Below are 21,757 nucleotides of genomic sequence, written 5' to 3'. Positions count from 1 at the left end.
CAGTTACTGAGGTTGAACTCGTGGTGTCGTAGGTGCTGACGGCTCGTGGTCGGCTGCGGTATCACCGGGGCATGCGGTATCCACAAGGGGGCGGGCTGACCCCCGAACGACAGCATTCTCGCGAGGAGTTACGGCTCCAGGCGGCCGAGGGGTTCGCCCGGGGTAAGGCGAGTTCGGTGATCGCCAAGGACCTGCGGGTCAGTGTCCGGTCGGTGCAGCGATGGCGGCGGACGTGGGACGAGGGCGGTCCGCGGGCTCTGAGGTCGCAGGGACCCGCGTCGTTGCCGAGGCTGAGTGAGAAGCAGTTCGCGCAGTTGGAAGCGGAGCTGGCCAGGGGGCCGGCCGCGCACGGCTGGGAGGACCAGCGCTGGACCCTGAGCCGTGTGAAGACCGTGATCGGCCGGCGCTTCCACCTGACCTACACGATCCAGGGCGTGCGCAAGCTCCTGATCCGCAACGGCTGGTCCTGCCAGGTCCCGGCCCGACGCGCCATGGAGCGCAACGACGACGCGGTTGCCGGGTGGGTCAAGGAGGTGTGGCCCTGCGCGGAAGACTCGCGGCGGCCCGTGGAGCCTGGCTCGTGTTCGAGGACGAAGCCGGATTCTCCATGACGCCGCCGCAGGCGAAGACCTGGTCACAGCGCGGACGGACCCCTGTGGTGCGGGTCCGCGGCCGCTCCCGCAGGCGGATATCCATCGCCGCGCTGACCTGCTACAAACCCGGCCACCGCTCGAGGCTGATCTACCGGCCGCGCCGGGACGAGGGGCAGCGCGACGGACGCAAGAGCTTCTCCTGGCGCGACTACCGGGACCTGCTGACCGCCGCCCACCAGCAACTCGGCGGCCCGATCGTCCTCGTCTGGGACAACCTCAACGTCCACAAAGCCGCCGACCTGCGGGAATGGGCGGAAGCCCGGGACTGGTTGACCATCTACTACCTGCCGCCCTACGCACCCGACCTCAACCCCGTTGAAGGGATCTGGTCCCTCCTGCGACGCGGCTGGCTCTCCAACGTCGCCTTCTCCACTCCCGAACACCTTGTCCAGCGCATCCGACACGGACTGCGGCACATCCAGTACCGCAGCCACCTCATAGACGGCTGCCTCGCCGAGACCGGCCTGACCATCAGACCCGCCTGACCCGGCGCGACATCACGAGTTCAACCTCAGTAGACAGGCAAGTCGGGTCGGAACGAGGTAGGCGGAGGTGCTGTCGATGCTCCAACCGAGCCCGCCGCCACCGACCGCGACGCGCACCCCCTCCGCCAGACCGGTCGTCCCAGGGTTGATGATCCGCCCCACCGCGCCGCCGCCAGGTATGTGGGGCGGTGTCTGGTGCAGGGCGGGGTCCATTCGACCTGCCCTGATGGTGTTGTCGGCAGGGCTCACCTCGGCGTAGGAGAGCCGGACCGACGCCCGGCCGCCGGTGGCTGGTTGTGCCGGCCGGTCCACAAGTCGCAGTGTCTCGTAGCCGCCGTGGCGCCGGTACTCGATCGCCCGCATGGGGTTCCCCTCCGTAGTCGAATCACGGGCCGTACAGCGACCCTTGGCGATGCAATTTGATGAGACGGATGTTGTTGCAGCTGCGGCCAAGGGCCAGCCCCGGCCGACCCGTTGACGGTTCAACCGGAGCCGGGGGCCAGGGTGTCCCGCAGGACGTCCGCGATCGATACACCGGCGAGTTCCCGCCGGAAGGCTTCCTCCGCGTCGGTATAGACGTGCCGCAGCGCGGGCTGGATGCCACGGCCGACGGGGCACACCTGGTTTGGTTCGCTGCGATGCAGGGCGAACAGCGGCTCGTCGTGCACCGCCTGGAAGACGTCGAGCAGCGCGATCGACTCCGGGGCGCGCGCCAGCGTGTAACCGGCTCCCGCCCCCTGCCGTACCGTCACCAGCCCCGCCTTGCGCAGATCAGCGAGACTGCGCCGGATCACAACCGGGTTGGTGGCAACGCTCGTGGCGATCTGGTCCGAGGTGACCACGTCGCGCCCACGGCCATGCACCAGGGCTATCCACGTCAGCACATGGACCGCGATCGTCATCCTGCTGTTGGCGCTCATGCTTGTCCCCCCTCTTTGGCTGAAACAGTAACAGTTACAGTGAAACTCAACCAGAAGACGCCTCCACCGAGTGAGATGGTGAGACAGCGCTGCCAACGTCCCACCTCCACGGGCTGGTCATCACACACGGCGTGACCGTCACAGCCGCAGCCTGCCCAGATCTGCCTGTTCGGTGGCCGTAGGCACTCAACGGCAGAGCGGCCGCAGAACGCGAGGCCCATCTATCAGCCTTCGCCCGCGCGTCGCCGGCCTGACCCGCCCAGGTCGGCCCCTTCCCTCGCCCCAAAGACGTGAGCGCACCTGCCGGAAGCCAGGCATGCGCCGCCGACGCCGTAACCGGTTCCGCCGAAGATCAGCTCCGGGTGCCGACTGCCCGTGGAGCTGGTGCGCCAGGCGCTGCTAGCGCCCCCGCAGCGGCATCGAAATGACCCCTCCCCGCCACCGTCATGACGCGGGTCGTAAGCTGCGGGCATGGGGTGGGGGAAGACGGGGCAACCCGGCATACGCCGGCGGCTCACCTGGTCGAACGATGAGTGGAACCGTGCGGCCGCGCTGTGCGCGGGACAGCTGCCGCTGGTGTGGCTGGCGTGGTGGTTCGCCATGGAGGCGGGCCGGGACGACTACGACCAGGGCGGCGGCGCCTACCTGGGCATCTTCTGTGTGCTACTGGTCCTGCCGTTGCTTGGCCTCCTCCACGCGACCGTGCAGATCATGCCCGCCGCGACTCTGGCCCAGCTGCGGCCCCGCACCGCCCGAGGACCGGAATGGTCCTGGCATCTGGCCGGATCCGCGCTGATCGGCACGGTGTGGGCGGCGCTGGGTCATGCGGTGTGGGGATGGCCGGTCACCGACACCCTCCCGTGGTTCGCCGGCGTCGGCGCCCTGCCAGTGCTGGCCCTCGCCCTCCTACGCGGACGCCCGTGGGGATCGTGGGGTGTCTGGCTCCGTTCCGCGGGCGCGAGTTTCGTCCTCCTCGTCGTCTGCGGTGTGACAGCAGGCTCGCTGGCCGGCCACTACGAACCACCTGAGCTGGCCGCTGGGCAGCTCCTCGGCAACTGGCACGGCGCGGACGGGGGCGTGCTGCTGCTTGCCCCGGACGGCCGGGCGGAACTGACCCACGTGCCGGCCCACAACGACGCCGACGAGGACGGCGACTTCACCTTGTGCGACGGCACCGGCAGATGGACGCGCGAAGAGGAGAGCGACGTGCGGGACACCGACCGCGACGGCGTCCTCGTACGCCTCGACAGCGCATGCGGTCAGGAGACGTACTGGACCATCGGCGGCACCGAGCGAAACCCCGAGCTGTTCGTCCGGTTCGGCGACCCGGACGACGGGGAGCTGCGCATCCTGACCCGGCGTTGAACACGTCCCGGGCGCCTCAGCCCGCCAGCCGGGACCCTCGCCCCCCTCCCGCGCGCTCCGGACGTCACCGCCAACGGCCAGCACCCGGGTGGCCAGCTGTTCTACGGGACAGGAGCACGTCCCACGCTTGGGCAGATACGTTGGATCTCGCTCTGCAGCCGAGCGATGGCAAGGGCATCGACGGTGGACTGCGCTGAAGCGGGACCAGCTTGGGAGGCAGGAAGGAAGGCGGCAGCAGGCCCAGGCTTCCTCGGGGGCGCGGCTGGTGCTGACTGGTGCCCATGTTGAGGACCGTAGACCTCAGCGTTGAGAGCCAGGTGACGGTCAGTCTGCCCGACACCGGCAAGTGGCCTGGGGCGGTGCGCTGGTATCACACGGACAATCCTGTGAACGCTGCTCCCAGCGAGATCACCGACGGTCACGGTTGGCGGGCGCGCCAGTCCCTCAACGACCTGTTCGCTCGGCCGCCTCAGCGCTACAACCTCATTCACCGGAACCCGCCCCCATCCGGTCACCACGAGTGGCTTCCCCCGCCTACGGAAAGACACCACGGACGGCCGACGACTGCTTGAGCAGGTCGTCGACCCCTGATCCGGCCTGGCAACACCTGCCGTTGTCTGGCGCCCGGCAGGCTGGCAGCGTCTCGCCTGACTGCGGTACTCATCTTCGCCGCGTAGCTCGCCGACCTCATCTTCCACCGGTGCGCCGACGAACGTCGGCCGCGGCCTTGTTCGCGTGCCACGCCCTGTAGGAGTTTGCCACCGCCTGTCTCCACCCCGGCCGACGCTGACCATACGACGCGCCGCCGGGGGAATCCGGCGGGGCGTGTGACCAGACCACCCAGGCGCCACAGATCCGGCGGCTCCGGCCAGTGCGGACGCGGCTTGGCCCTGCTGTGGGCCGAACGTGCCGCCTTCTGACCACCGTCGTGACCGTACTGGTACGGCAAGCACCCGCTGGCAGAGACACAGCTCGACAACGCTTTGGCAGCCCGCCAGGACCTCCTTGTCAACCACGCCTGCACTTGAGGGCTGGCATACCCGCTGCGGCTGCGAGAGGCTGACCCACCACGGGTTGATCTTCAGCAATCGGAGGCTACGAGCTCATGGCAGTATCAGGGAACCAGCTCTCACCAGCGGCAGGTGCATACGAGATCGACCAGGCGGCATCAACGGTCCGCTTCAACACGCGTGCCATGTTCGGGCTGCTCCCAGTCCGAGGTACCTTCGCCATCGGTCATGGCCGCATTACTGTGGCGGACCCGGCAGAAGAGTCATTGGTGCACGTCGCGATAGAGGCAGGAAGCTTCGAGTCGGGCAATCAGCAACGTGACGACCACGTCAGGTCCTCTGACTACCTCAACGTGGCTCAGTATCCCGAGATCGGCTTTCGGAGCCAACGTCTGGAACGAACTGGCACTGATGCCACTCTGTACGGCGAGTTGACAGTATGCGGGGTGACTCAGCCAATCGCTGTCACACTCGAAAAGGTTACCCACGACGGCAAGCGCATGACGGCGAGCGGCACGGCCATGATCGACCGGTATACCTTCGGCATCACCAAGGCCAAGGGCATGACGGGGCGGCATCTCAAGATCACTTTGGGAGTCGTCGCGCACCGCTGAACTGACGGCCGCCGCCAGGCCCTACCCATCATCCTCGGCACAGCAACCGGTCTCTTCATTCACGACACCCTCGCCGCGGTCGGCCTGTCGGCCCTGGTCATGCACTCCAGTCAAGCCTTCGCCGGCGTCTAGCTCGTCGGCGCCGACTACCTGGTCAGCCCGGGCATCTCGACATATCGATCCACCACATGAAATACGACGCATACCCGCTCCCGGCCTCCGCCAGCAGCCGAAATGGGCGGACTCCGCCTATGCCCGAGCACTGCTGGCCAACGTCGTCAACCCGAAAGCGGTATCGATCTACCTGATTTGGCGGCTCTTCGCAGTTGAGGGTGTAGGCCGAGAATGTAGAGCTGTTGGACGGTTGGATGTGAGAAGTCAGGGGGTGCGAGCGTCGTAGTTCTCGCGGTTTGCGAGGACCTCCGCCATGTGTGTCTGCGCCCAGTTTCTGAGCCCGCGGGTCATGTGGTGGAGCGAGAGGCCGAGGTCGGTCAGCTCGTAGGAGACGGTGACAGGGACGGTGGGCGTCACGGTACGGGTGAGCAGACCATCGTGCTCCAGCGACCGTAGCGTCTGGGTCAGCATCTTCTGGCTGACCCCGGCCAGAAGACGAGAGATCTCGGAGTAACGCATCGCCTTCGGAGCGTCTGCGTGTGCCGCGCCGGGCTGGCCAGGGCTGTTGTCGCCGCCCAGCGCACACAGGATCAGGACGACCCACTTGTCCGAGATTCGGTCGAGCAGTTGCCGGCTGGGGCACCCTGCCAGGAACGCGTTGTACTCCACCTTGGCCTGAGCCCTCTTCTGGGCCGCCTTCATCGTCGTCACTGATCGCACCTCTCACCCCTGGGTGGGTTACGCACTTCCAAGTGCCTACTTCCCGACAGGAAGTTCCTCTCCCATGCTGATGCAGGGAGGCAGCAGGCGCCACCCCCCAAGTGCACGACGAAAGGCAACAAGATGAGCACACCCTCCCTGTCCCTTCCCGGCGGCACCTGGATTCTGGGTGACCTGACCGTCACCCGGTTCGGCTACGGCGCCATGCAACTGGCCGGCCCGTGGGTCATGGGGCCGCCCGCCGATCGCGAGGGTGCCCTGGCCGTGCTGCGTGAAGCGGTCGCCCTCGGTATCACACACATCGACACCAGCGACGCCTACGGGCCGCGCGTCACCAACGAGTTGATCCGCGAGGCACTGCACCCCTATCCCGAGTCGCTGCACATCCTGACCAAGGTGGGCGCGACCCGCGACGAACAGGGCGGCTGGCCTACAGCCCGCCGACCCGAAGATCTGCGCCGCCAGGTCCACGACAACCTCAAGTCCCTCCGCCTCGACGTCCTCGACCTGGTCAACCTCCGACTCGGCAACGCCGAAGGTCCCCCAGCCCGGCTCGCTCGCCGAGGCGTTCGAGACGCTCGTCGAACTCCAGCAGCAGGGCCTGATCCGCCACCTCGGGATCAGCAACGCCACCGAGGAGCAGGTCACCGAGGCACAGAGCACCGCGCCGATCGCGTGCGTGCAGAACATGTACAACCTCGCCCACCGCCACGACGACAAGCTCATCGACCGGCTCGCCGACGACGGCGTCGCGTACGTGCCCTTCTTCCCCCTCGGGGGCTTCACCCCGCTTCAGTCCTCGGCGCTCTCGGCGGTCGCCGCTCGACTGGAGGCGACACAGATGTCCGTCGCACTGGCCTGGCTGCTGCAGCGAGCACCGAACATCCTGCTCATCCCCGGCACGTCATCGACGGCACACCTGCGCCAGAACGTCGCCGGCGCGGGACTCTTCCTCTCTCATCAGGACTTGACCGAGCTGGACGACATCAGCCGCTGAATCCCCCAGACCTGACCGCCTCACAAGCCACGACCAAGGCCACCGTTCAAGTTCCCGCCCCGGTCACCTTCGCGCGGCCGGGGCCGAAGCAGGACGATTCGCCCTCATCTGAATGGCTTCAGATCGTCAACCGCTTCCCGCGGACCGAGGGTTCCTACAGCAAGCCCATCCGGAAGACCTGGACGTTGCACGACGCCACCCCTGAGTCCGGCTTCGCCCGCACTGACATGAATACCTTCTGCCGCCTTGACGAGCTCGGGCTCGAAGTCACCGGTCAGCGACTCGCCCCGGACCATGCGGTTCTCGCGTGCCGGGTCGTCGAGTCCGATCAGTGGTGCCGTCGTTGCGGTTGCCAAGGCACACCGCGCGACACCGTCACCCCGGCGACTGGCGCACAAGCCACTGGGCTGGCGGCCCACGATCCTTCACGTCACGATCCGACGCTACCGCTGCATCGACTGCCGGCACGTGTGGCGGCAAGACACAACCAAGGCGGCTGAGCCGCGGGCGAAGCTCTCGCGCCGCGGGCTGCGGTGGGCGCTTGAAGCCATCGTCTGCCAACACCTCGCCGTCGCCCGTGTCGCCGAAGGGCTCGGGGTCGCCTGGAACACCGCCAACGACGCTGTCCTGGCCGAGGGCCAGCGTGTCCCCATCGACGACATCGGTCGGTTCGACGACGTCACCGCGATCGGCGTCGACGAGCACGTCTGGCGCCACACCAGACGTGGCGAAAAGTACGTCACCGTGATCATTGACCTGCCCGGCAACGGCGACGGTACCGGCCCTGCCCGGCTGCTCGGCATGGTCGAAGGCCGCTCCAAGCAGGCTTTCAAGGCTTGGCTCGCCGAACGCGGAGATTCCTGGCGCAACCGCGTCGAGGTCGTCGCGATAGACGGTTTCACCGGGTTCAATTCCGCCGCCAGCGAGGAATTACCCGACGCAGCCGCGGTCATGGACCCATTCCACGTCGTGCGTCTCCCCGGCAACGCACTCGACCGATGTCGCCGACGTGTCCAACTGGCCATCCACGGGCACCGTAGACGCAGGAGCGACCCTCTCTATACCGCACGGCGAACCCTCCACACCGGCGCTGACCTGCTCGCCGACAGGCAGAAGGACCGCCCGCTATCCACCATGATCCAGCTCGTCGACCAGCTTCATGGCCCGCCGCCGCACCGGCAAGGTCACCCAACTGGCGGGGCAGCTAGGCAAGATGAAACAGGCATCGATGAACCAGACGCTACTTAATGCCTGCGGGAGGCGTAGAAGCCCAGCTAAAGTGACGGTGTGGCCGTCGTAGCGATCTCTCGCCGATTTACCGGCCCCCTGGTCCCCGAAGGGTGCCGCAGGGGTCGGACTTCGCCGCGACTTCGGAGCTGAGTCGGCCGACCCCACTGTGCGGTCAGGCCCAGGGGCTGGGGGGAGTTCGAAACCCCATCACTGCTCTTTGGAGGCCGCCGACATGTCCGCTCACCTTTCCGCCGAACAGCTCGCCCACGACCTGTCAATCCGAGACCTCACCGATCCTTCCGCCGGACCGCACGCCCTGCAGCTCGTCTTGGGCCACGCCGTCGACGCTCTGGTGGACCGCTGGGGCTGCCAGGTCCGCTGGTGCCGCGGCGAACGCGCCGTCACCGTCGGAGACAACTACGACAACCTCGGTTACCGCCCCGAGGATGTGACCCGAGACACCCGCTACACCCGCTACGTCGACGGTCGGCGCATGCTGCGCAGCCACTCCAGCGCGCTGGTACCGGCCGCGCTGCGTGCCCTGGCCGCGGAACCGGCCGACGACGTGCTCCTGGTATGCCCCGGCCTGGTCTACCGCCGCGACAGCATCGACCGCATGCACACCGGAACCCCCCATCAGCTCGACCTGTGGCGCGTCACCCGCCGCCCGGACCCCATGACCACGGCCGATCTGGACGAGATGGTCAAGACTCTCATCGAAGCGCTCCTCCCCGGGGCCAAACACCGCCACGAGGACCGCGTCCACCCCTACACCCTCTCCGGCCGTCAGGTGGACGTGGATCGTGAGGGTGAGTGGATCGAGGTGGCGGAATGCGGCCTGGCGCATCCCACGGTGCTCGAGCGGGCCGGTCTCGACGCCTCATGGAGCGGCCTCGCCCTCGGTATGGGGCTGGACCGGATGCTCATGCTGCTCAAGGGCATCCCGGACATCCGCATCCTGCGTTCGGCTGAACCGTCCGTGGCTGGCCAGATGGCCGACCTGACCCCTTACCGGCCTGTGTCCGCCATGCCCGCTATTCGCCGGGACCTGTCCGTAGCGGTTGACTGCGACGACCTGGCCGAAGACCTGGGAGACCGCGTCCGCGACGCTCTCGGCCCCGACTCCGACTGCGTGGAGTCGGTCGAGATCCTCACCGAGACGCCGTGCCGGCAACTACCGCCGCAGGCCCTGGAACGGCTCGGAGCCAGCCCGGACCAGAAGAACGTCCTCCTCAAGGTGGTCCTGCGGCACCTGGAGCGCACCCTCACCGACCTCGACGCCAACCTACTGCGCGACCGTATCTACGCCGCGGTCCACCAAGGCAGCGCCCACCAGTGGGCGAGCACCAGCTGACGAGGGCCTGCCAGCGGCGTGGCGTCGGCCGTTTCGGCGAGTCGTCGGTGAGGTCGCGTACACAACGATATGTAGCAGTACTGCGTTGAGCGGCGTACGGGGCGAGATCAGATGCGGCAGAGAGGTCTCCTCGACTGGCGGTCGCCACGCGGATCGCCACGACACCTCAGCAAGTCCGCAGTTCACTGTGAGCCGGGACCGCGCGGGGCCGGGGCCCTGCCTGCTCCCCGGCTGGCACCAACTCTGACTGCTTGCGATCACCGGCGAAAGGTCATGCAGTTGGCGAGTGGCAGCGGACGAGTGGGGCCAACGTGCGCGGGCTGCCGGCAGCGGCCCTTCCTCGTCCCGAGCGCAAGCGACCGAAGAGCGACGTAGGCCTTCGGGGCGCCCACGGCGCCGCGAAGGCCGGCTCTGTACGTCCTGTCAGATGAGGGAGACAGCAATCAGCGCGACGCTAGAGCCACCGAAGATCACGGTGTTCCGCAGATAGGTCTGTGCTCGCACCCAGCGAGGGAAGGCGTCCTCGGCGGCCTGGAGGAAAGGCTTGACCTCGACGCGGGCCAGCTCCAGGTCTCCCTTGCGACGGAAGGCGGCCTCCACGGACCGCACCGCGGTGAGGTTGCTGTAGACGATCACCGCGTTCATGAGCATCACGAGCGAGGAGAACAGCCAGGTCAGCAGTTGCGCCAGGTCGGCGCCCGCGAAGTTCACGGCGGCGAGGGCGGTCATCACCGCGGCCACGGCCACCGGGGCCGCGGTCTCGTGACCGCCGGCGTCGAACCGGAGCTTGTTCTCCTCCAGCACCTCAGGACGCACGTTCTGGCGGCGGAGCTCGGCCACTGCGGCCGTCTTCGCGGCGGGACCGTAGCGGTGGCGGATCAGCGGGATACTGAGGAAGACAGCAGCGACGAGCAGTTGCATGACGGCGGCGAGGGCATTCATAGGACGCTCCAAGGACTTGCACTTAGTTCAAGTCGGTACCAGGTAGACGGTAGGCCCCTTTTGAGCGAGACACAAGGGCCGTCTTGAACTTTGTGCAAGTCCTGCCTATCGTGAGTCCATGGCACGCGACACCCTCACCCTGGACCAGATCGTCCGCACCGCCATCGAGCTCCTGGACGCCGAGGGCCTCGAGGGGCTCAACATGCGCGCCTTGGGCAATCGGCTCAACTCTGCTGCAACGGCCGTGTACTGGCACGTCAAGAACAAGGACAACCTCGTTCTGCTCGCCACCGACCGGGTGTGGAGCGAGCTCACACTGGCCGACCTCAAGGCGGTCACGTGGCGCGCCGCGGCCACTGCCATTGCCACCGACCTGTATGCGATGTTCGTCCGGCACCCGTGGCTGGTGCAGGTCTTCGCTGCCCATGTCGTCTATGGCGAGGGCAAGGCCCGACACGACGACCACAGCCTCGCCGTCTACGAATCCGCCGGCTTCACCGGCACCCAGGCCGACCAGGCCGCGGCCGCCGTTTTCACCTACGTCCTCGGTAATGCCGCTGGTGCCGCCGCGACTGCCTCACTCACACGGAAACTCAACGATGGCCACAGCACCGCCGAGGAGCGATTCCAGAACGCCTTGACCAAGGCGCAGGAAATCGCCATGCGCTATCCACGCCTGCGCGCCCGGCTGGAAACCCAGGCCGCAACCGACTATGCCGCCGCTCCCGACAGGACCTTCGAGTTCGGCCTCCGAGCCCTCCTCGACGGCTTGGAGCAGGAACTGGCCGCATAGACCTTCTGAGTCCCCATCGGCAAGGGGGCGTCTCAATTGCGTTGCCTGCGGTAGCAGGTGAGGATGATCGGCCGCAGTCGTGTCCGTGAGTCCACGAGCGCGGCAAAGTTGTAGTAACTCTCGCCTGGCCAGGACAACTTGCGCTCTTAGGTCGTCTTCAAGCCCAGGTGTTACAGGGCATGAGATCGTTGACGTCGCAGCGGGTGCTGGAAGATGGCGGTGCGGCCGGTCGTTGGAGGCAGGTATGAGGATCAGTGAAGCTTCCAGAGCCAGCGGCGTGAGTGCGCGATCGTTGCGGCACTACGAGGATGAGGGCCTGATCGTTCCCGGCCGTTTCAGCAACGGGTTCCGTGACTACTGCCAGTCCACCATCGACCGGGTGCTCGTCATCCGCTCGCTGCTGGAGTCCGGGCTGCCCGTGAGGTTGATCAGGGAAGTCCTGCCCGGCCTCACTGACGGATTAGATGCCGGCACCGAAGTGGTGTGCTCGGAGTTCCTGCATGAGGTGCAGGGGTATCGCGATCGGCTTGCCGCGCGCATCGCCGTGCTCAGCGGTCAGCAGGCGGCACTCGACGCCTACCTGCGAGAGGCCCGCCGTACTGATCTCTGACTGCCGCTTGACCTTGACGTAAGTGTGAGGTTCCTACGGTCGGTGCATGGAGATCAACAAGCAACAGAACACCACTGAGCAGACCATTCGAGCCTTGGTCCAGCAGTCGAGCCAGGGGCCGAAGGACTTGGCTCTCTCGGCGGATCACCGCCGCCCCACCCCGGGGTCCGGCGAGTACCTGATCCGCACCGGTGCGGCCGGGGTCAATTTCGCCGACGTCATGCAGACCCACGGCACCTACGGCGGAGGCCCACAGGCACCCTACGTGGCGGGCTTCGAGGCCGCCGGCGAGATCGTGGAGGTCGGTCCGGACGTCGAGAATCCGCTGCCGCTCGGCACCCATGTCGTCGGAGCCGGACCGGGCGCCTTCGCGCAGTACATGACGATGCCGGCCGCGGGTGTGCTTCCTGTGCCGTCCGGCTGGAGCGACGCCCAGGCTCTCGGTCTGGTGTTGAACTGGGCCACCGCGTTGGCGGCACTGAAGCCGTTGGGCGAGATCAAGACGGGTGAGGTGGTGCTCGTTCATGCCGCGGCCGGCGGCGTGGGGCAGGCCGCGGTCCGCCTCGCCCGCCACTACGGTGCGCGGGTGATCGCGACGGCCTCGCCCGGGAAGCACGACACCGTCAAAGCCCTCGGCGCCGACGCGGTGCTGGACAGCCGACGCCCCGATCTGGCTGAGGAGATCACCCGCCTCACCGGCGGGGTCGACCTGGTCCTGGAGTCGGTGGGCCAGGCCACGTTCGAGGCCAGCCTGTCGGTCACCAAGCCCTTCACCGGACGCATCGTCGTGTTCGGCGCCGCCTCCGGTGACGCCACTCTGACCACACACGACCTGATCTTCACCCACCAAGTCCAGATCAAGGGCCTGCACATCGGCGCGCTGGCGGTCGCGGCGCCGTCCCTCTACCGGTCGTTGCTCGTCGAGATCGAGGCTCTCATCGCCCACGGCGTCTACCCGCCCGGCACCCCACACGTCCACCCCCTGGCCGACGGACCGGCGGTGCTCCAGCGACTCGAAGCGGGCGAGACCACGGGCAAGCTGGCCCTCGATCCCTGGCGCTAGGAACGCCCGTACTTCGTCGCAATGCTCCGCTGTGGCCCGAGGGCGCCCCGGCCAGGGCACGTCTTCCGGCAGGTCGCGCCAGGAGACTCCCGCTCCTCATCGGTGAGTTCACGGCGGCGTTCCACGCCGCCGTGAACTCACCGTCTAGCGGCCTGTGTTGACGGACACTAGAGGGCGGCCCCGGCTTCGAGCTCGAAGGGGACATCTGTGAGCTGCTCGCTCGCCGCCCACAGCCGCCTGCCCTCCGCGGGGTCGTCGGCGCCGGTGGGGAGCTTGGCGGGCTTGGGGGTGCCGGAGGTCTGGTCCCGTCCGGCGGGGCCGATGAACCTGCCCGACCGGACGTCCGGGCTGGTCGCCGCGTACAGGGAGGGCCAGGCCGCGCCCCCGGCCGAGCCCATGAGCAGGCGTGCGGCGATCGGGGTGACCATACGGCTCAGAGCGCCGTTGCCGTGCCGCTGCAGACCGGTCATCGCCGACCCCGGGTGGACGACGATCGCCTCGACGGGGCTGCTTGCGGTGCGGCGCGCGAGTTCGAGGGTGTAGACGATGTTGGCGCGCTTGGACTTGGCGTAGGCGCCCATGGCTCGGTAGCTCTTTTCGCTCATCAGGTCGTCCAGTCTGCCCATCGGCCACCGCGCCGCGATGGCGCTGACGGTGATCACGCGCGGTGCGGACGAGCGGCGCACGGCGGGCCAGACCTGGGCGTCGAAGGCGAAGTGGCCGAGGTGATTGGTGCCGACCGTCATTTCGAGGCCGTCACGGGTGGTCCGCCGCTCGGGCAGGTTCATCACGCCGGCGTTGTTGAAGAGCAGGTCAACCGTCTCGGTCTCGGCGATGCGGGTGGCCGCGTCGCGGACGGAGGAGAGGTCGGAGAGGTCGAGCACGAGGGTGTCCGTCCGGGCCTCGGGGGTCGCGGCGCGCACAGCCTCCGCGGCCTGGTCCAGCTTGGTCTGGCTGCGGCCGGCCAGGATGACGCGGGCCCCGTGCCGGGCGAGCGCGCGGGCGGTCTCGAACCCGATCCCGCTGTTCCCGCCGGTGATCAGCGCCGTGCGGCCGGTCTGATCGGGGATGTCGTCGGGAGTCCAGTGGTTCACCGTTGTCACGCTCCTCGGATTCGTTGAGGTTGTGCTCGGTCGTGCGGCGCTCGGCAGGGCCGTGATGTCGAGCTGGAAGAGCATGCCGAGGATGTCCTCGGCGAAGGTGGCTTCGGCGACGACCTGGACGCGGTCCAGGCGCAGGCCCCTGGAGGCACCGGCGGCACTGGGCCGCCATGAACGTCCTGTAGGCGTCGTTGCCGCGGTGTTCTCCCAGGCTGCCGCCGCGCCAGATGGTGTCGTCCGTCCAGCTGGCCGACGACGTCGAGACAGCCCCGTTGACGACTGCATCGACGAAGGGCGTCGGTCCTGGTGCGCGGTCCAAGATCCGCCCCCTTTTCAGACCGGTGGTCTGTTCGGCTGGACCCAACGTAGAAGACCGTCGGTCTGATGTCAAAAGACCGGCAGTCTGTAACCTGGGGACATGACGAACTTCCAGCGCGCACGCAGTGAGGAGCAGCGTGAGCTACGACGCCAGGCCATCCTCGACACCACCGCCGCCATGCTCGAGGAGATGTCCATCGGCGAGATCAGCCTGAACGAGCTGAGCCGCCGCGTCGGGCTGGCGAAGTCCAATGTGCTGCGCTACTTCGAATCGCGTGAGGCGATCCTGCTGGAGCTGCTCGACCGTGCCTGGCGGCAGTGGGTGGCCGACTTGCCCGCTCTTGCGCACGCCGGCATCGACCAGGACGCTCCGGTGAACCGGCGCGCAGAGCAGTTCGCCGCCGTCATCGCGGGCTCCGTCGCCCAACGCCGGATCCTGTGCGACCTGCTGAGCGCGCAGGCGGGCGTACTGGAACACAACGTTTCCCCCCAGGTGGCCGCCCGCTACAAGCGCGCGGCCGTGGCCAACGTCGCCGACATCGCGGCGTTGACCCACCGGCACCTTCCCGAGCTGGGCAACAGCGCACCGCAGTTGACCGCGGCCATGATCATGGCCGTCGGTGCCGTGTGGACCCATGCACGGCCTTCCCCGGCGATGCTCGCCGCCTACGAAGCCGACCCCTCACTCACCGCGTTCAAGCTGGACTTCATGACTGCTCTGCAGGAGATGCTGGCCACGCTCACCGCGGGCACCATCGCCCGCGCCTCCGCCTGAGCCCGTGCGGGCAGTGGCCGTGGGCCGGGCCGCGGTGCCCGGCGCGCGGTGGCGCGTCACGACGAGGTACGACAAGACCGCCGGCCCTACGAAGCAACCGCCTCTCTCGCCTCGTTCCCGCTCCGGGCGAGACCTGCTCGCAGACGCGCCCCAGGTGGCACGACGTGCCGGACTTCCGGACACCGAAGCCGCAGAGACGCGCAAAGCCCATGGCGGTGACCTTCCCTGACGGTCGTGCCGTTGGGACAGATCAGCGGGTGAACGCGACAGATTCAGCGAGCTCCTTCTGAGCCTCGAGCGCGGTGAGACGTTCGGTGAGTGCCGCGTGGATTGCGCCGTAGGTGTCGGCGCCGAGAGTCAGGCGCAGGGGCGGGCTCGGGTGGCGGGTGGTGTCGTAGATGGCGGCGGCGAGCTTGGCCGGGTCGCCGGTGAAGACGTTCTCGTCTGCGGTTTCCAGGTAGCGCCGGGTCCGGCCGACGGCACTGTCGCGGTAGACAGTCGTTTCGGTGGTGTATTGCAGGGCCGAGGCGAAGCCGGTGCGGGTGGCGCCGGGTTCGACCAGAGTGAGGTGAATGTTGAAGTCGGAGACCTCGCGGCTGACGCTCTCGGTGAAGCCCTCCAGCCCCCACTTGCCCGCGTGATAGGAGCTGTGAGTAGGGGTACCGATCTGGCCGCCCATGCTGGAGATCTGGATGATCCGGCCACCGCCCTGCTCGCGCATGGACTGCAGGAAGGCTCGGGTGATCATCATCGGCGCGAGCAGGAGGACCTCGATCTGGTCGCGCATCTGCTCGGCGGTCATTTCCTCGGCGGCGCCCACAACCGCGTATCCGGCGTTGTTGACCACGACGTCCACGGGCCCGGACCGGAGAGTCCTGGCGACCACCTTGTCCACATCGGCCGGCCGCGTGAGGTCGAGTGTCTCGACGGTCAACCGGTCGCCGTACGCCTCCCGCAGGTCTTCCAGGGCCGCGGGGCGGCGGACCGTCGCCGTGACGCGGTCGCCGTTCCGCAGGGCATGCTCGGTGAGACGGCGCCCCAGTCCACCGGAGGCTCCGGTGACGAACCAGTGACGTGCGGCCTTGTCGGAGGGGGCAGGCATGAGGGTCTCCTGGAGTAGAGTGATACCGGAATCTGTTCCGTTTAGGAGTTAAGCGGAACAGATTCCGGAAAGCAACCGGCGACCGACACACCGAAGGAACTCGCATGCCCGCCACGCCCCGCCGCACCAGGAGTGACGCGCTGCAGAACCGGGAGCGCCTGCTCGAGGTCGCCGCGCAGGCCTTCGCCGAACAGGGGCTGGACACCGCGCCTGCCGCCATCGCCAAGCAGGCGGGCGTCGGTGTCGGCACGCTCTACCGGCACTTCCCGACCCGGGAAGTCCTCATCGACGCCGCCTACCGGCGCCAACTCACCCAGGTGTGCGAGAAGGTGGACGACCTCCTCACCCGGCACTCGGCCGCCGAGGCCACCCGGCTGTGGATGGAACACTTCATCCACTACGCCACGGCGAAGAGCGGAATGTCCGAAGCCCTCAATGCGGTCATCGCCTCCGGCGTCGACCCCTACTCCGACAGCCGTGCACTCCTCACCGACGCCGTCGCCACCCTCCTCACGGCCGGCGCCCGGGACGGAAGCCTACGAACGGACGTCGCCCCGGACGATGTCCTGCTCCTCATGGGTGGCATCGCCTATTCCGTGCAGCACGGCACCAAGGAGCAAGCCCGCCCGCTCGTCGACCTCTTCATGGACGCGCTGACCAAGGACTCGACCGCTCGCTGAACCCCAGCGCGCGTCAACTCGAGCACCCTTGGGCCGGCGGACCCCTCTTCCGCCCAGGGTGTTGATCATGTTCAAGTCAGAGGTGGGGTTCCTCGCGTTGTTCGGGATCGGCTGGTGGCTGTCGGCCACGAGCGCATCGACGGCTTCACGCGCCCGGCCGACGTAGCAGCCCCGGCTGCGCGTGCCGGCGGCCCTGTCGACCGCGGCCGGAGCGTCAGGCATCACCGTGTGGCTCACGAACGGCCCGGACAAGTACGTGCGCCTTGTGGTGGGCCTCGTCTCCGCGCTCTGCCAGTGGGGCATGGCCATCTGGACGGTCGCGGGGGCAGCATCCGCCGCTCAGCGTGGCGTAGCGGCTGTGGATCGTGGACGGCACCCTCATCCCGGCCGATGACCGCATGGTCGAAGCCTCGTCCCGAGGTGAGGGTGACGAACTCCGGGAGGCCGCCCGTTCGCCGCGCGGCATCGGGGCACGTGTGCCGCCTCTCCTTGACAGCCAGCGCGGACCCCCGGGCGAGCGGCGTCAGGCCACGGTCACCGGGTGCCGCACGACCGCGTCGAACAGGTAGCCCTGTGCGTTGAAGGCGGCGGAGTCCGGCTGGGTACGGCCCGCTGTGTCCGTGGCGCGGGCGAGCAGCTGTGTCGCCCCGGGCGTGACGGGTGTCCAGGGCAGGGACCAGCGGGTCCAGGTGCCGGGGCGCGGCCGGTCGTGCAGCCGGGCGCGCCGCCAGCTCGCTCCGCCGTCGGTGCTGACGTCGACCCGGGCGACGCCGCCCGCGCCCGACCAGGACCGGCCGCGCAGCACCTGGTTCTCGCCCACCGGGATCGTCGCGCCGTTCGCCAGCTCGAAGGCGCTCTTGATCGTCTGCCGGGTGAGCGGCGCGCTCCCCTCCTCCGGATGGGCGGGGCCGAACAGCCGGTAAAGGGTGGTGTTCCACGGCGAGTACAGGGGCTGCGCCGAGACCTGAAGGTCGCCGACCCACTTGATCGACGCGATACCGATCCACGAGGGCACCAGCACCCGCACCGGGTACCCGTGGTCGTACGGCAGCGGCTCGCCGTTCATCTCGTACGCGAGCAGCACGTCGTCCAGCGCCTTGCTCAGCGGCAGCGGACGACGCACCCGACCGAGGCTCTCGCCACCGCTGACGTACTCGGCATCCAGGCCGCGGGGCTGCACGTCCACGGCGCGAGGGGACAGCCCGGCCCTGCGGAGTACGTCGGCCAGGCGCACGCCGCGCCAGCGTGCCACGCCGATCGCGCCCAGCGTCCAGGCGGTGCCGGTGACCGACTCGCCCTGCTGCGTCGTGTAGTGGCTGCGGCCGTTTCCCGCGCATTCGACATAGGCGGTACGGGTCACGGCCGGTAGGGCTCGCAGATCGTCGTACCCGAACTCCACCGGCTTGTCCTCGGCCGGCCTGCCGCGCAGTCCGTCGCCCCACAGTTTCAGTCGCCAGTCGGCGGCGTCCAGGACGGGTGTCGCCGTGTGGTTACGGACGAAGAACAGCTCGTTGGGAGTGTGGTGGCCGGTACCGTGCAGCGCCTCCCAGCGGGTTTCTGCGTTGGTGCCGCGCTGGATGAACCAGTCGGGCGGCAACGGCTTGACGATCGGCGAGTCGGCGGCGCGGGCCGGGGCGGTCGCGGGGAGCGCGGTGGCGGCGGTGGTCGCGGCGAGCAAGGTGAGCAGTCGGCGGCGCGTGACCCCGTCCGCTCTGGCCTCTCCGGCGAGCCACTGACGCAGCCTGCGGTTGTCGTAAGCGGTCTCGTGGGCGGCGTTGCCGGCAGCGGGCATGGCAGTCCTCGTCGAGCGTAGGTGGGTAGGAGGGCACGGCCGAAGCGGCCCGGCCGACGTGTGAGCCATGTCGCCGGGCAGGCCTGTGAGTGGCGTCGGCACCGTCGCGTGACACGGCCGTCGGAGAAGTGAACCTGAGAAGATCGGTCAGCCGGGGAACCGACACAGCGCGGCGGCCACGCGGACGAGGTCCACGGCGCGCCGACGGGTCAGGGGCTCCGTGCGAGGCATGACGGGATACAACCACCCGACACGGAGCATGTCAACGACGCTTCTCCTGCTGGTAGTTGAGGCTGCCAGTCCGCGGAGGACGGAGGCCGGGGAGCCGAACCAGCCCCGACGTACCGCACGCAGCGGTTCCGTGTCTGCGGTCATCCCGTACTGCCGAGGAGTTCCCAGGTACGGCGCCGGTCGGCCTCGCCCGTGATGTCTGTCGTGGTGAACACCACCTCGGTCGCCCCGGCGTCCCGGTAACGCCGGACTTCGGCCGCGACGGCCGACTCGTCGCCGATCGCCGCGATGTCGACCGCCCGCCGCCCACCGGAGAGTTCGATGACCCGGGCGTAGGACGGGAACTGCTCGTAGAAGGCGAGCTGTTCACCGGCCTTCTCGCGTGCCGCGGCCACGTCGTCGGTGACGACGCCGGGCACGATCGCGACGATACGGGGGGCCGGGCGGCCCGCGGACTCGGCCGCCGCCGTGACGGCCGGGACGATGTGCTCGGCGAGGGCGCGGGGACCGGCCAGGTACGGGAGGATACCGTCCGCGAGTTCGCCGCTCGCCCTCAGTGCTTGCGGACCCATCGCGGCGACCAGGAGCGGGACCCTGGTCTCCGCTCCCGGCACCCGTGCGGGCACCGGGGTGGTGGCGGTGAGCAGCTCGCCGTGGAACTCGGCCGTGCCGGTGTCGGTCACCTGCCGTACGACGGTGAGGAACTCACGCAGTCGGCGGATGGGCCGCTCGTAGGGGATGCCGAAGCCGCGCTCGGTGAGCAGCGCGGTGCCGAGCGCGAGTCCGAGGTGGTACCGGCCGTGCGTGGCCGCCTGCGCCGTGAGGGCCTGGCCGGCGACGGTGAGCGGGTGACGTCCGAAGACGGGGATGGCGGACGTGCCCACGTGCAGGTCCGGCACCTCACGTCCGACGAGCGCGGCGAGCTGGGGTGAGTCCGCGCCGAAGGTCTGGCCGAACCAGACCGACCTCAACCCGGCTTCCGCCGCCTCCCCGGCGAGTCGCACACTGGCGTCGATCTGATTGACGGCGTTCGCCGCGTCGATAGCCACTCCTACAGTCATGACTGGGCCAACCCGGCCCCAGGGGCGCCGATTCCCCGTGCCCCATGACAGCTTCGTTGCGGGATTGTGAAGGCGATCTTCGGCGTCCCGGCGGCGGCTGCGGGCACAGCGCGCCGCCCTCGCCGCGGCATCCGTCGTGGCGCTGCTCGTACCTGTCGCACTCGCCGCTCCCCTGCTCACCGCGATCGAGGGGCAGAGCCCCCACCACACTGCCCCGACCAGCTGCGGGACGAACTGGGGCTCGCGCTGGTGTGCATCGCCCACGGTCTGACCGTCGCACGCCACCGCGACGCGACACCCGCGCCCGGGACGGTACTCCGGCGTCGGGCAACGGTGCGCCTCGGAGGCGGGGCGGCCTCCGAGGCACCGTGCTCACGACGGGCGGTTCGTGGGCGAGGAGAGCGGCGAGGGGGTCACGGTACGAGCCTCAGGAGCCGGTTGGGCGATCCCGAGCCGGGGTTGGTGACCTTGCCGGGGGTGGCCCCGTTCACGAGGGCCGTGGCGACCTGTGCCGGGGTGGCGGAGGCGTGGTTGGCCAGGTAGACGGCGGCGGCTCCGGCGACGTGCGGGGTCGCCATGGAGGTGCCGGAGATCGTGTTGGTCGCGGTGTCGCCGGTGTGCCAGCCGGCCGTGATGGAGGACCCCGGGGCGAAGAGGTCGAGCACGGAGCCGTAGTTGGAGTAGCTCGCCCGGCCGTCGGTGTTGGCCGTGGCGCCGACCGTGAGGGCCTCGGTGACCCTGGCCGGGGAGTAGGAGGAGGCGTTGGCGTTGCTGTTGCCGGCGGCCACCGTGTACGTCACGCCGCTCGCGATGGAGGTCCGCACGGCCGCGTCCAGCGTGGCGGAGGCGCCGCCGCCGAGCGAAAGGTTGGCGACGGAGGGGCCGGAGTGGTTCCGGGTCACCCAGTCGATGCCGGCGATGACTCCGGCGGTCGTCCCGGATCCGTTGTTGTCCAGCACCCGCACGGCGACGATCTTCGCCTTCTTGGCAACGCCGTAGGTGCTTCCGGCGATGGTGGTGGCCACATGGGTTCCGTGGCCGTTGCCGTCCGCGGCGGTGGTGTCGCCGTCGACGGCGTCGTACCCGTAGGCGGCACGACCGCTGATCTGCTGGTGCGTGACGCGTACACCGGTGTCGATGACGTAGGCGGTGACACCGCTGCCGGCGCTGTCCGGGTAGGTGTAGGTGCGGGACAGGGGCAGTGCGCTCTGGTCGATGCGGTCGAGGCCCCACGGCGCGTTGGACTGCGTGGTGTCGGTGACGCTGACCCGTTGGTTCTGCTCGACGACCGCCACGGCCGGGTCTGCGGCCAGGCGCTTGGCCTCCGTCTCGGAGAGGGTGGCCGTGTAGCCGTTCAGCGCGCTGCCGAACGCCTTGTTCACGTTGCCGCCGTACTCCTTGACCAGGTTCTTGCCTGTGGTCGAGGAGGCCTTGAATCCGGCGTCCTTCCGGAGCGTCACGATGTAGCTGTCCCGGACCGCCGTGGGCGAGCCGGCACCGAGCACCCTGCCCTCGGCGGGAGCGGCCTGTGCGGGGACGGCGGTGAGGCCGCCGGCCAAGGTGCTCGCCGCGACAGCGGCGATCGCGGCGAACCGTATTCTCTTGCTACGCGGTTGTGCCATTACGAGGGATCCTCCTCTTGGCGGCGCGCGCCTGGGCGGGGCGCGCGTCTGTGGGGGCGGGTGCGCGTGATCGCGCACCCCTGCCGGGGCCATGGCGTTCCGCTCCGGACTGAGATCAACGGTTGCCTACAACAGATCTTCAGAGCAAGGCAGTTGACCAACCATCAACACACTTGCCATGCGCACGACACAACCGTGAGCGGCCT

Annotated in this window: 19 protein-coding genes and 2 pseudogenes; 12 read left to right on the top strand and 9 right to left on the bottom strand. The window is 68.7% G+C overall.

What is annotated here, in order from left to right; translation table 11 throughout:
• Positions 1-71 precede the first annotated feature (71 nt).
• Positions 72-1,138, top strand: a protein-coding gene (locus SAM23877_RS42215; RefSeq protein WP_425314744.1) for an IS630 family transposase whose coding sequence is annotated in 2 segments (ribosomal slippage) — positions 72-515 and positions 518-1,138 — 1,065 coding nt in all. Because the reading frame shifts where the segments join, the coding sequence is not laid out codon by codon here.
• A 12-nt stretch (positions 1,139-1,150) separates the two neighbouring features.
• Here the strand turns inward: SAM23877_RS42215 and SAM23877_RS34755 are convergent.
• Positions 1,151-1,501: an MDR/zinc-dependent alcohol dehydrogenase-like family protein gene (locus tag SAM23877_RS34755; RefSeq protein WP_053141809.1), complete on the bottom strand. Its 351-nt coding sequence runs from the start codon at positions 1,499-1,501 to the stop codon at positions 1,151-1,153.
• A 119-nt stretch (positions 1,502-1,620) separates the two neighbouring features.
• Positions 1,621-2,058, bottom strand: coding sequence for an Rrf2 family transcriptional regulator (locus tag SAM23877_RS34750; protein ID WP_053141807.1), 438 nt, complete (start codon positions 2,056-2,058; stop codon positions 1,621-1,623).
• Between the two features lie 471 nt (positions 2,059-2,529).
• Between SAM23877_RS34750 and SAM23877_RS34745 the strand changes: the two genes are divergently transcribed.
• Both SAM23877_RS34745 and SAM23877_RS34740 read left to right on the top strand, forming a co-directional pair.
• Entirely contained in the window at positions 2,530-3,423 is an 894-nt protein-coding gene (locus SAM23877_RS34745) for a hypothetical protein (protein WP_053141805.1), read from the top strand.
• Positions 3,424-4,528: 1,105 nt separating this feature from the next.
• Entirely contained in the window at positions 4,529-5,047 is a 519-nt protein-coding gene (locus SAM23877_RS34740) for a YceI family protein (protein ID WP_053141804.1), read from the top strand.
• Positions 5,048-5,425: 378 nt separating this feature from the next.
• On the opposite strand, the gene SAM23877_RS34735 is transcribed toward SAM23877_RS34740, so the two are convergent.
• Positions 5,426-5,863, bottom strand: a complete 438-nt coding sequence (locus SAM23877_RS34735; RefSeq protein ID WP_403519501.1) for a winged helix-turn-helix transcriptional regulator — start codon at positions 5,861-5,863, stop codon at positions 5,426-5,428.
• Positions 5,864-6,004: 141 nt separating this feature from the next.
• Between SAM23877_RS34735 and SAM23877_RS34730 the strand changes: the two are divergent.
• The 3 genes and pseudogenes from SAM23877_RS34730 (at position 6,005) to srmL (ending at position 9,462) form a co-directional block, all read left to right on the top strand.
• A pseudogene (locus tag SAM23877_RS34730) lies at positions 6,005-6,878 on the top strand (aldo/keto reductase family oxidoreductase).
• A gap of 227 nt (positions 6,879-7,105) precedes the next feature.
• Positions 7,106-8,000, top strand: a pseudogene (locus SAM23877_RS34725) (ISL3 family transposase); the annotation flags it as partial.
• A 340-nt stretch (positions 8,001-8,340) separates the two neighbouring features.
• Entirely contained in the window at positions 8,341-9,462 is a 1,122-nt protein-coding gene (gene srmL, locus SAM23877_RS34720; RefSeq protein WP_053143174.1) for a PheS-related mystery ligase SrmL, read from the top strand.
• A 423-nt stretch (positions 9,463-9,885) separates the two neighbouring features.
• On the opposite strand, the gene SAM23877_RS34715 is transcribed toward srmL, so the two are convergent.
• Complete coding sequence (locus SAM23877_RS34715) at positions 9,886-10,404, bottom strand: hypothetical protein (protein WP_053141800.1); 519 nt, start codon at positions 10,402-10,404, stop codon at positions 9,886-9,888.
• A 118-nt stretch (positions 10,405-10,522) separates the two neighbouring features.
• Here SAM23877_RS34715 and SAM23877_RS34710 point away from each other — a divergent pair, with 118 nt between their 5' ends.
• From SAM23877_RS34710 to SAM23877_RS34700, 3 genes are all read left to right on the top strand, one after another.
• A complete protein-coding gene (locus tag SAM23877_RS34710) occupies positions 10,523-11,197 on the top strand; it encodes a TetR/AcrR family transcriptional regulator (RefSeq protein WP_053141798.1) in 675 nt (224 codons plus the stop codon).
• Between the two features lie 244 nt (positions 11,198-11,441).
• The gene (locus SAM23877_RS34705) at positions 11,442-11,807 is read left to right on the top strand and encodes a MerR family transcriptional regulator (protein ID WP_053141796.1); all 366 of its coding nucleotides are present in this window, start codon (positions 11,442-11,444) and stop codon (positions 11,805-11,807) included.
• 46 nt (positions 11,808-11,853) lie between these two features.
• Positions 11,854-12,870, top strand: coding sequence for an NADPH:quinone oxidoreductase family protein (locus SAM23877_RS34700; protein ID WP_053141794.1), 1,017 nt, complete (start codon positions 11,854-11,856; stop codon positions 12,868-12,870).
• A 167-nt stretch (positions 12,871-13,037) separates the two neighbouring features.
• Here the strand turns inward: SAM23877_RS34700 and SAM23877_RS34695 are convergent, their stop codons facing one another.
• Positions 13,038-13,964: an oxidoreductase gene (locus tag SAM23877_RS34695; RefSeq protein WP_053141792.1), complete on the bottom strand. Its 927-nt coding sequence runs from the start codon at positions 13,962-13,964 to the stop codon at positions 13,038-13,040.
• A 424-nt stretch (positions 13,965-14,388) separates the two neighbouring features.
• On the opposite strand from SAM23877_RS34695, the gene SAM23877_RS34690 reads away from it, so the two are divergent.
• Complete coding sequence (locus SAM23877_RS34690) at positions 14,389-15,063, top strand: TetR/AcrR family transcriptional regulator (RefSeq protein WP_053141790.1); 675 nt, start codon at positions 14,389-14,391, stop codon at positions 15,061-15,063.
• Positions 15,064-15,313: 250 nt separating this feature from the next.
• On the opposite strand, the gene SAM23877_RS34685 is transcribed toward SAM23877_RS34690, so the two are convergent.
• Positions 15,314-16,165 carry an SDR family oxidoreductase gene (locus tag SAM23877_RS34685; RefSeq protein ID WP_053141788.1) on the bottom strand — a complete coding sequence of 284 codons (852 nt, stop codon included), beginning with the start codon at positions 16,163-16,165 and terminating at the stop codon, positions 15,314-15,316.
• A gap of 104 nt (positions 16,166-16,269) precedes the next feature.
• Here SAM23877_RS34685 and SAM23877_RS34680 point away from each other — a divergent pair, with 104 nt between their 5' ends.
• Entirely contained in the window at positions 16,270-16,845 is a 576-nt protein-coding gene (locus SAM23877_RS34680) for a TetR/AcrR family transcriptional regulator (protein WP_053141786.1), read from the top strand.
• 523 nt (positions 16,846-17,368) lie between these two features.
• Here SAM23877_RS34680 and SAM23877_RS34675 read toward each other — a convergent pair.
• The gene (locus tag SAM23877_RS34675) at positions 17,369-18,637 is read right to left on the bottom strand and encodes a sulfite oxidase (protein ID WP_053141784.1); all 1,269 of its coding nucleotides are present in this window, start codon (positions 18,635-18,637) and stop codon (positions 17,369-17,371) included.
• A 371-nt stretch (positions 18,638-19,008) separates the two neighbouring features.
• On the bottom strand, positions 19,009-19,929 hold the full coding sequence (locus tag SAM23877_RS34670) for an LLM class F420-dependent oxidoreductase (protein ID WP_053141782.1): 921 nt from the start codon (positions 19,927-19,929) through the stop codon (positions 19,009-19,011).
• 97 nt (positions 19,930-20,026) lie between these two features.
• On the opposite strand from SAM23877_RS34670, the gene SAM23877_RS42210 reads away from it, so the two are divergent.
• Entirely contained in the window at positions 20,027-20,200 is a 174-nt protein-coding gene (locus tag SAM23877_RS42210; RefSeq protein WP_425314795.1) for a hypothetical protein, read from the top strand.
• A gap of 142 nt (positions 20,201-20,342) precedes the next feature.
• Here SAM23877_RS42210 and SAM23877_RS34665 read toward each other — a convergent pair whose 3' ends face one another.
• Positions 20,343-21,551, bottom strand: coding sequence for a S8 family peptidase (locus tag SAM23877_RS34665; RefSeq protein WP_053141780.1), 1,209 nt, complete (start codon positions 21,549-21,551; stop codon positions 20,343-20,345).
• Positions 21,552-21,757 lie beyond the last annotated feature (206 nt).

The sequence above is a fragment of the Streptomyces ambofaciens ATCC 23877 genome, from assembly GCF_001267885.1.
GTDB lineage: Bacteria > Actinomycetota > Actinomycetes > Streptomycetales > Streptomycetaceae > Streptomyces > Streptomyces ambofaciens.
Note: the sequence above shows the minus strand (reverse complement) of the source record. Positions and strands in the feature narration are given on the sequence as shown.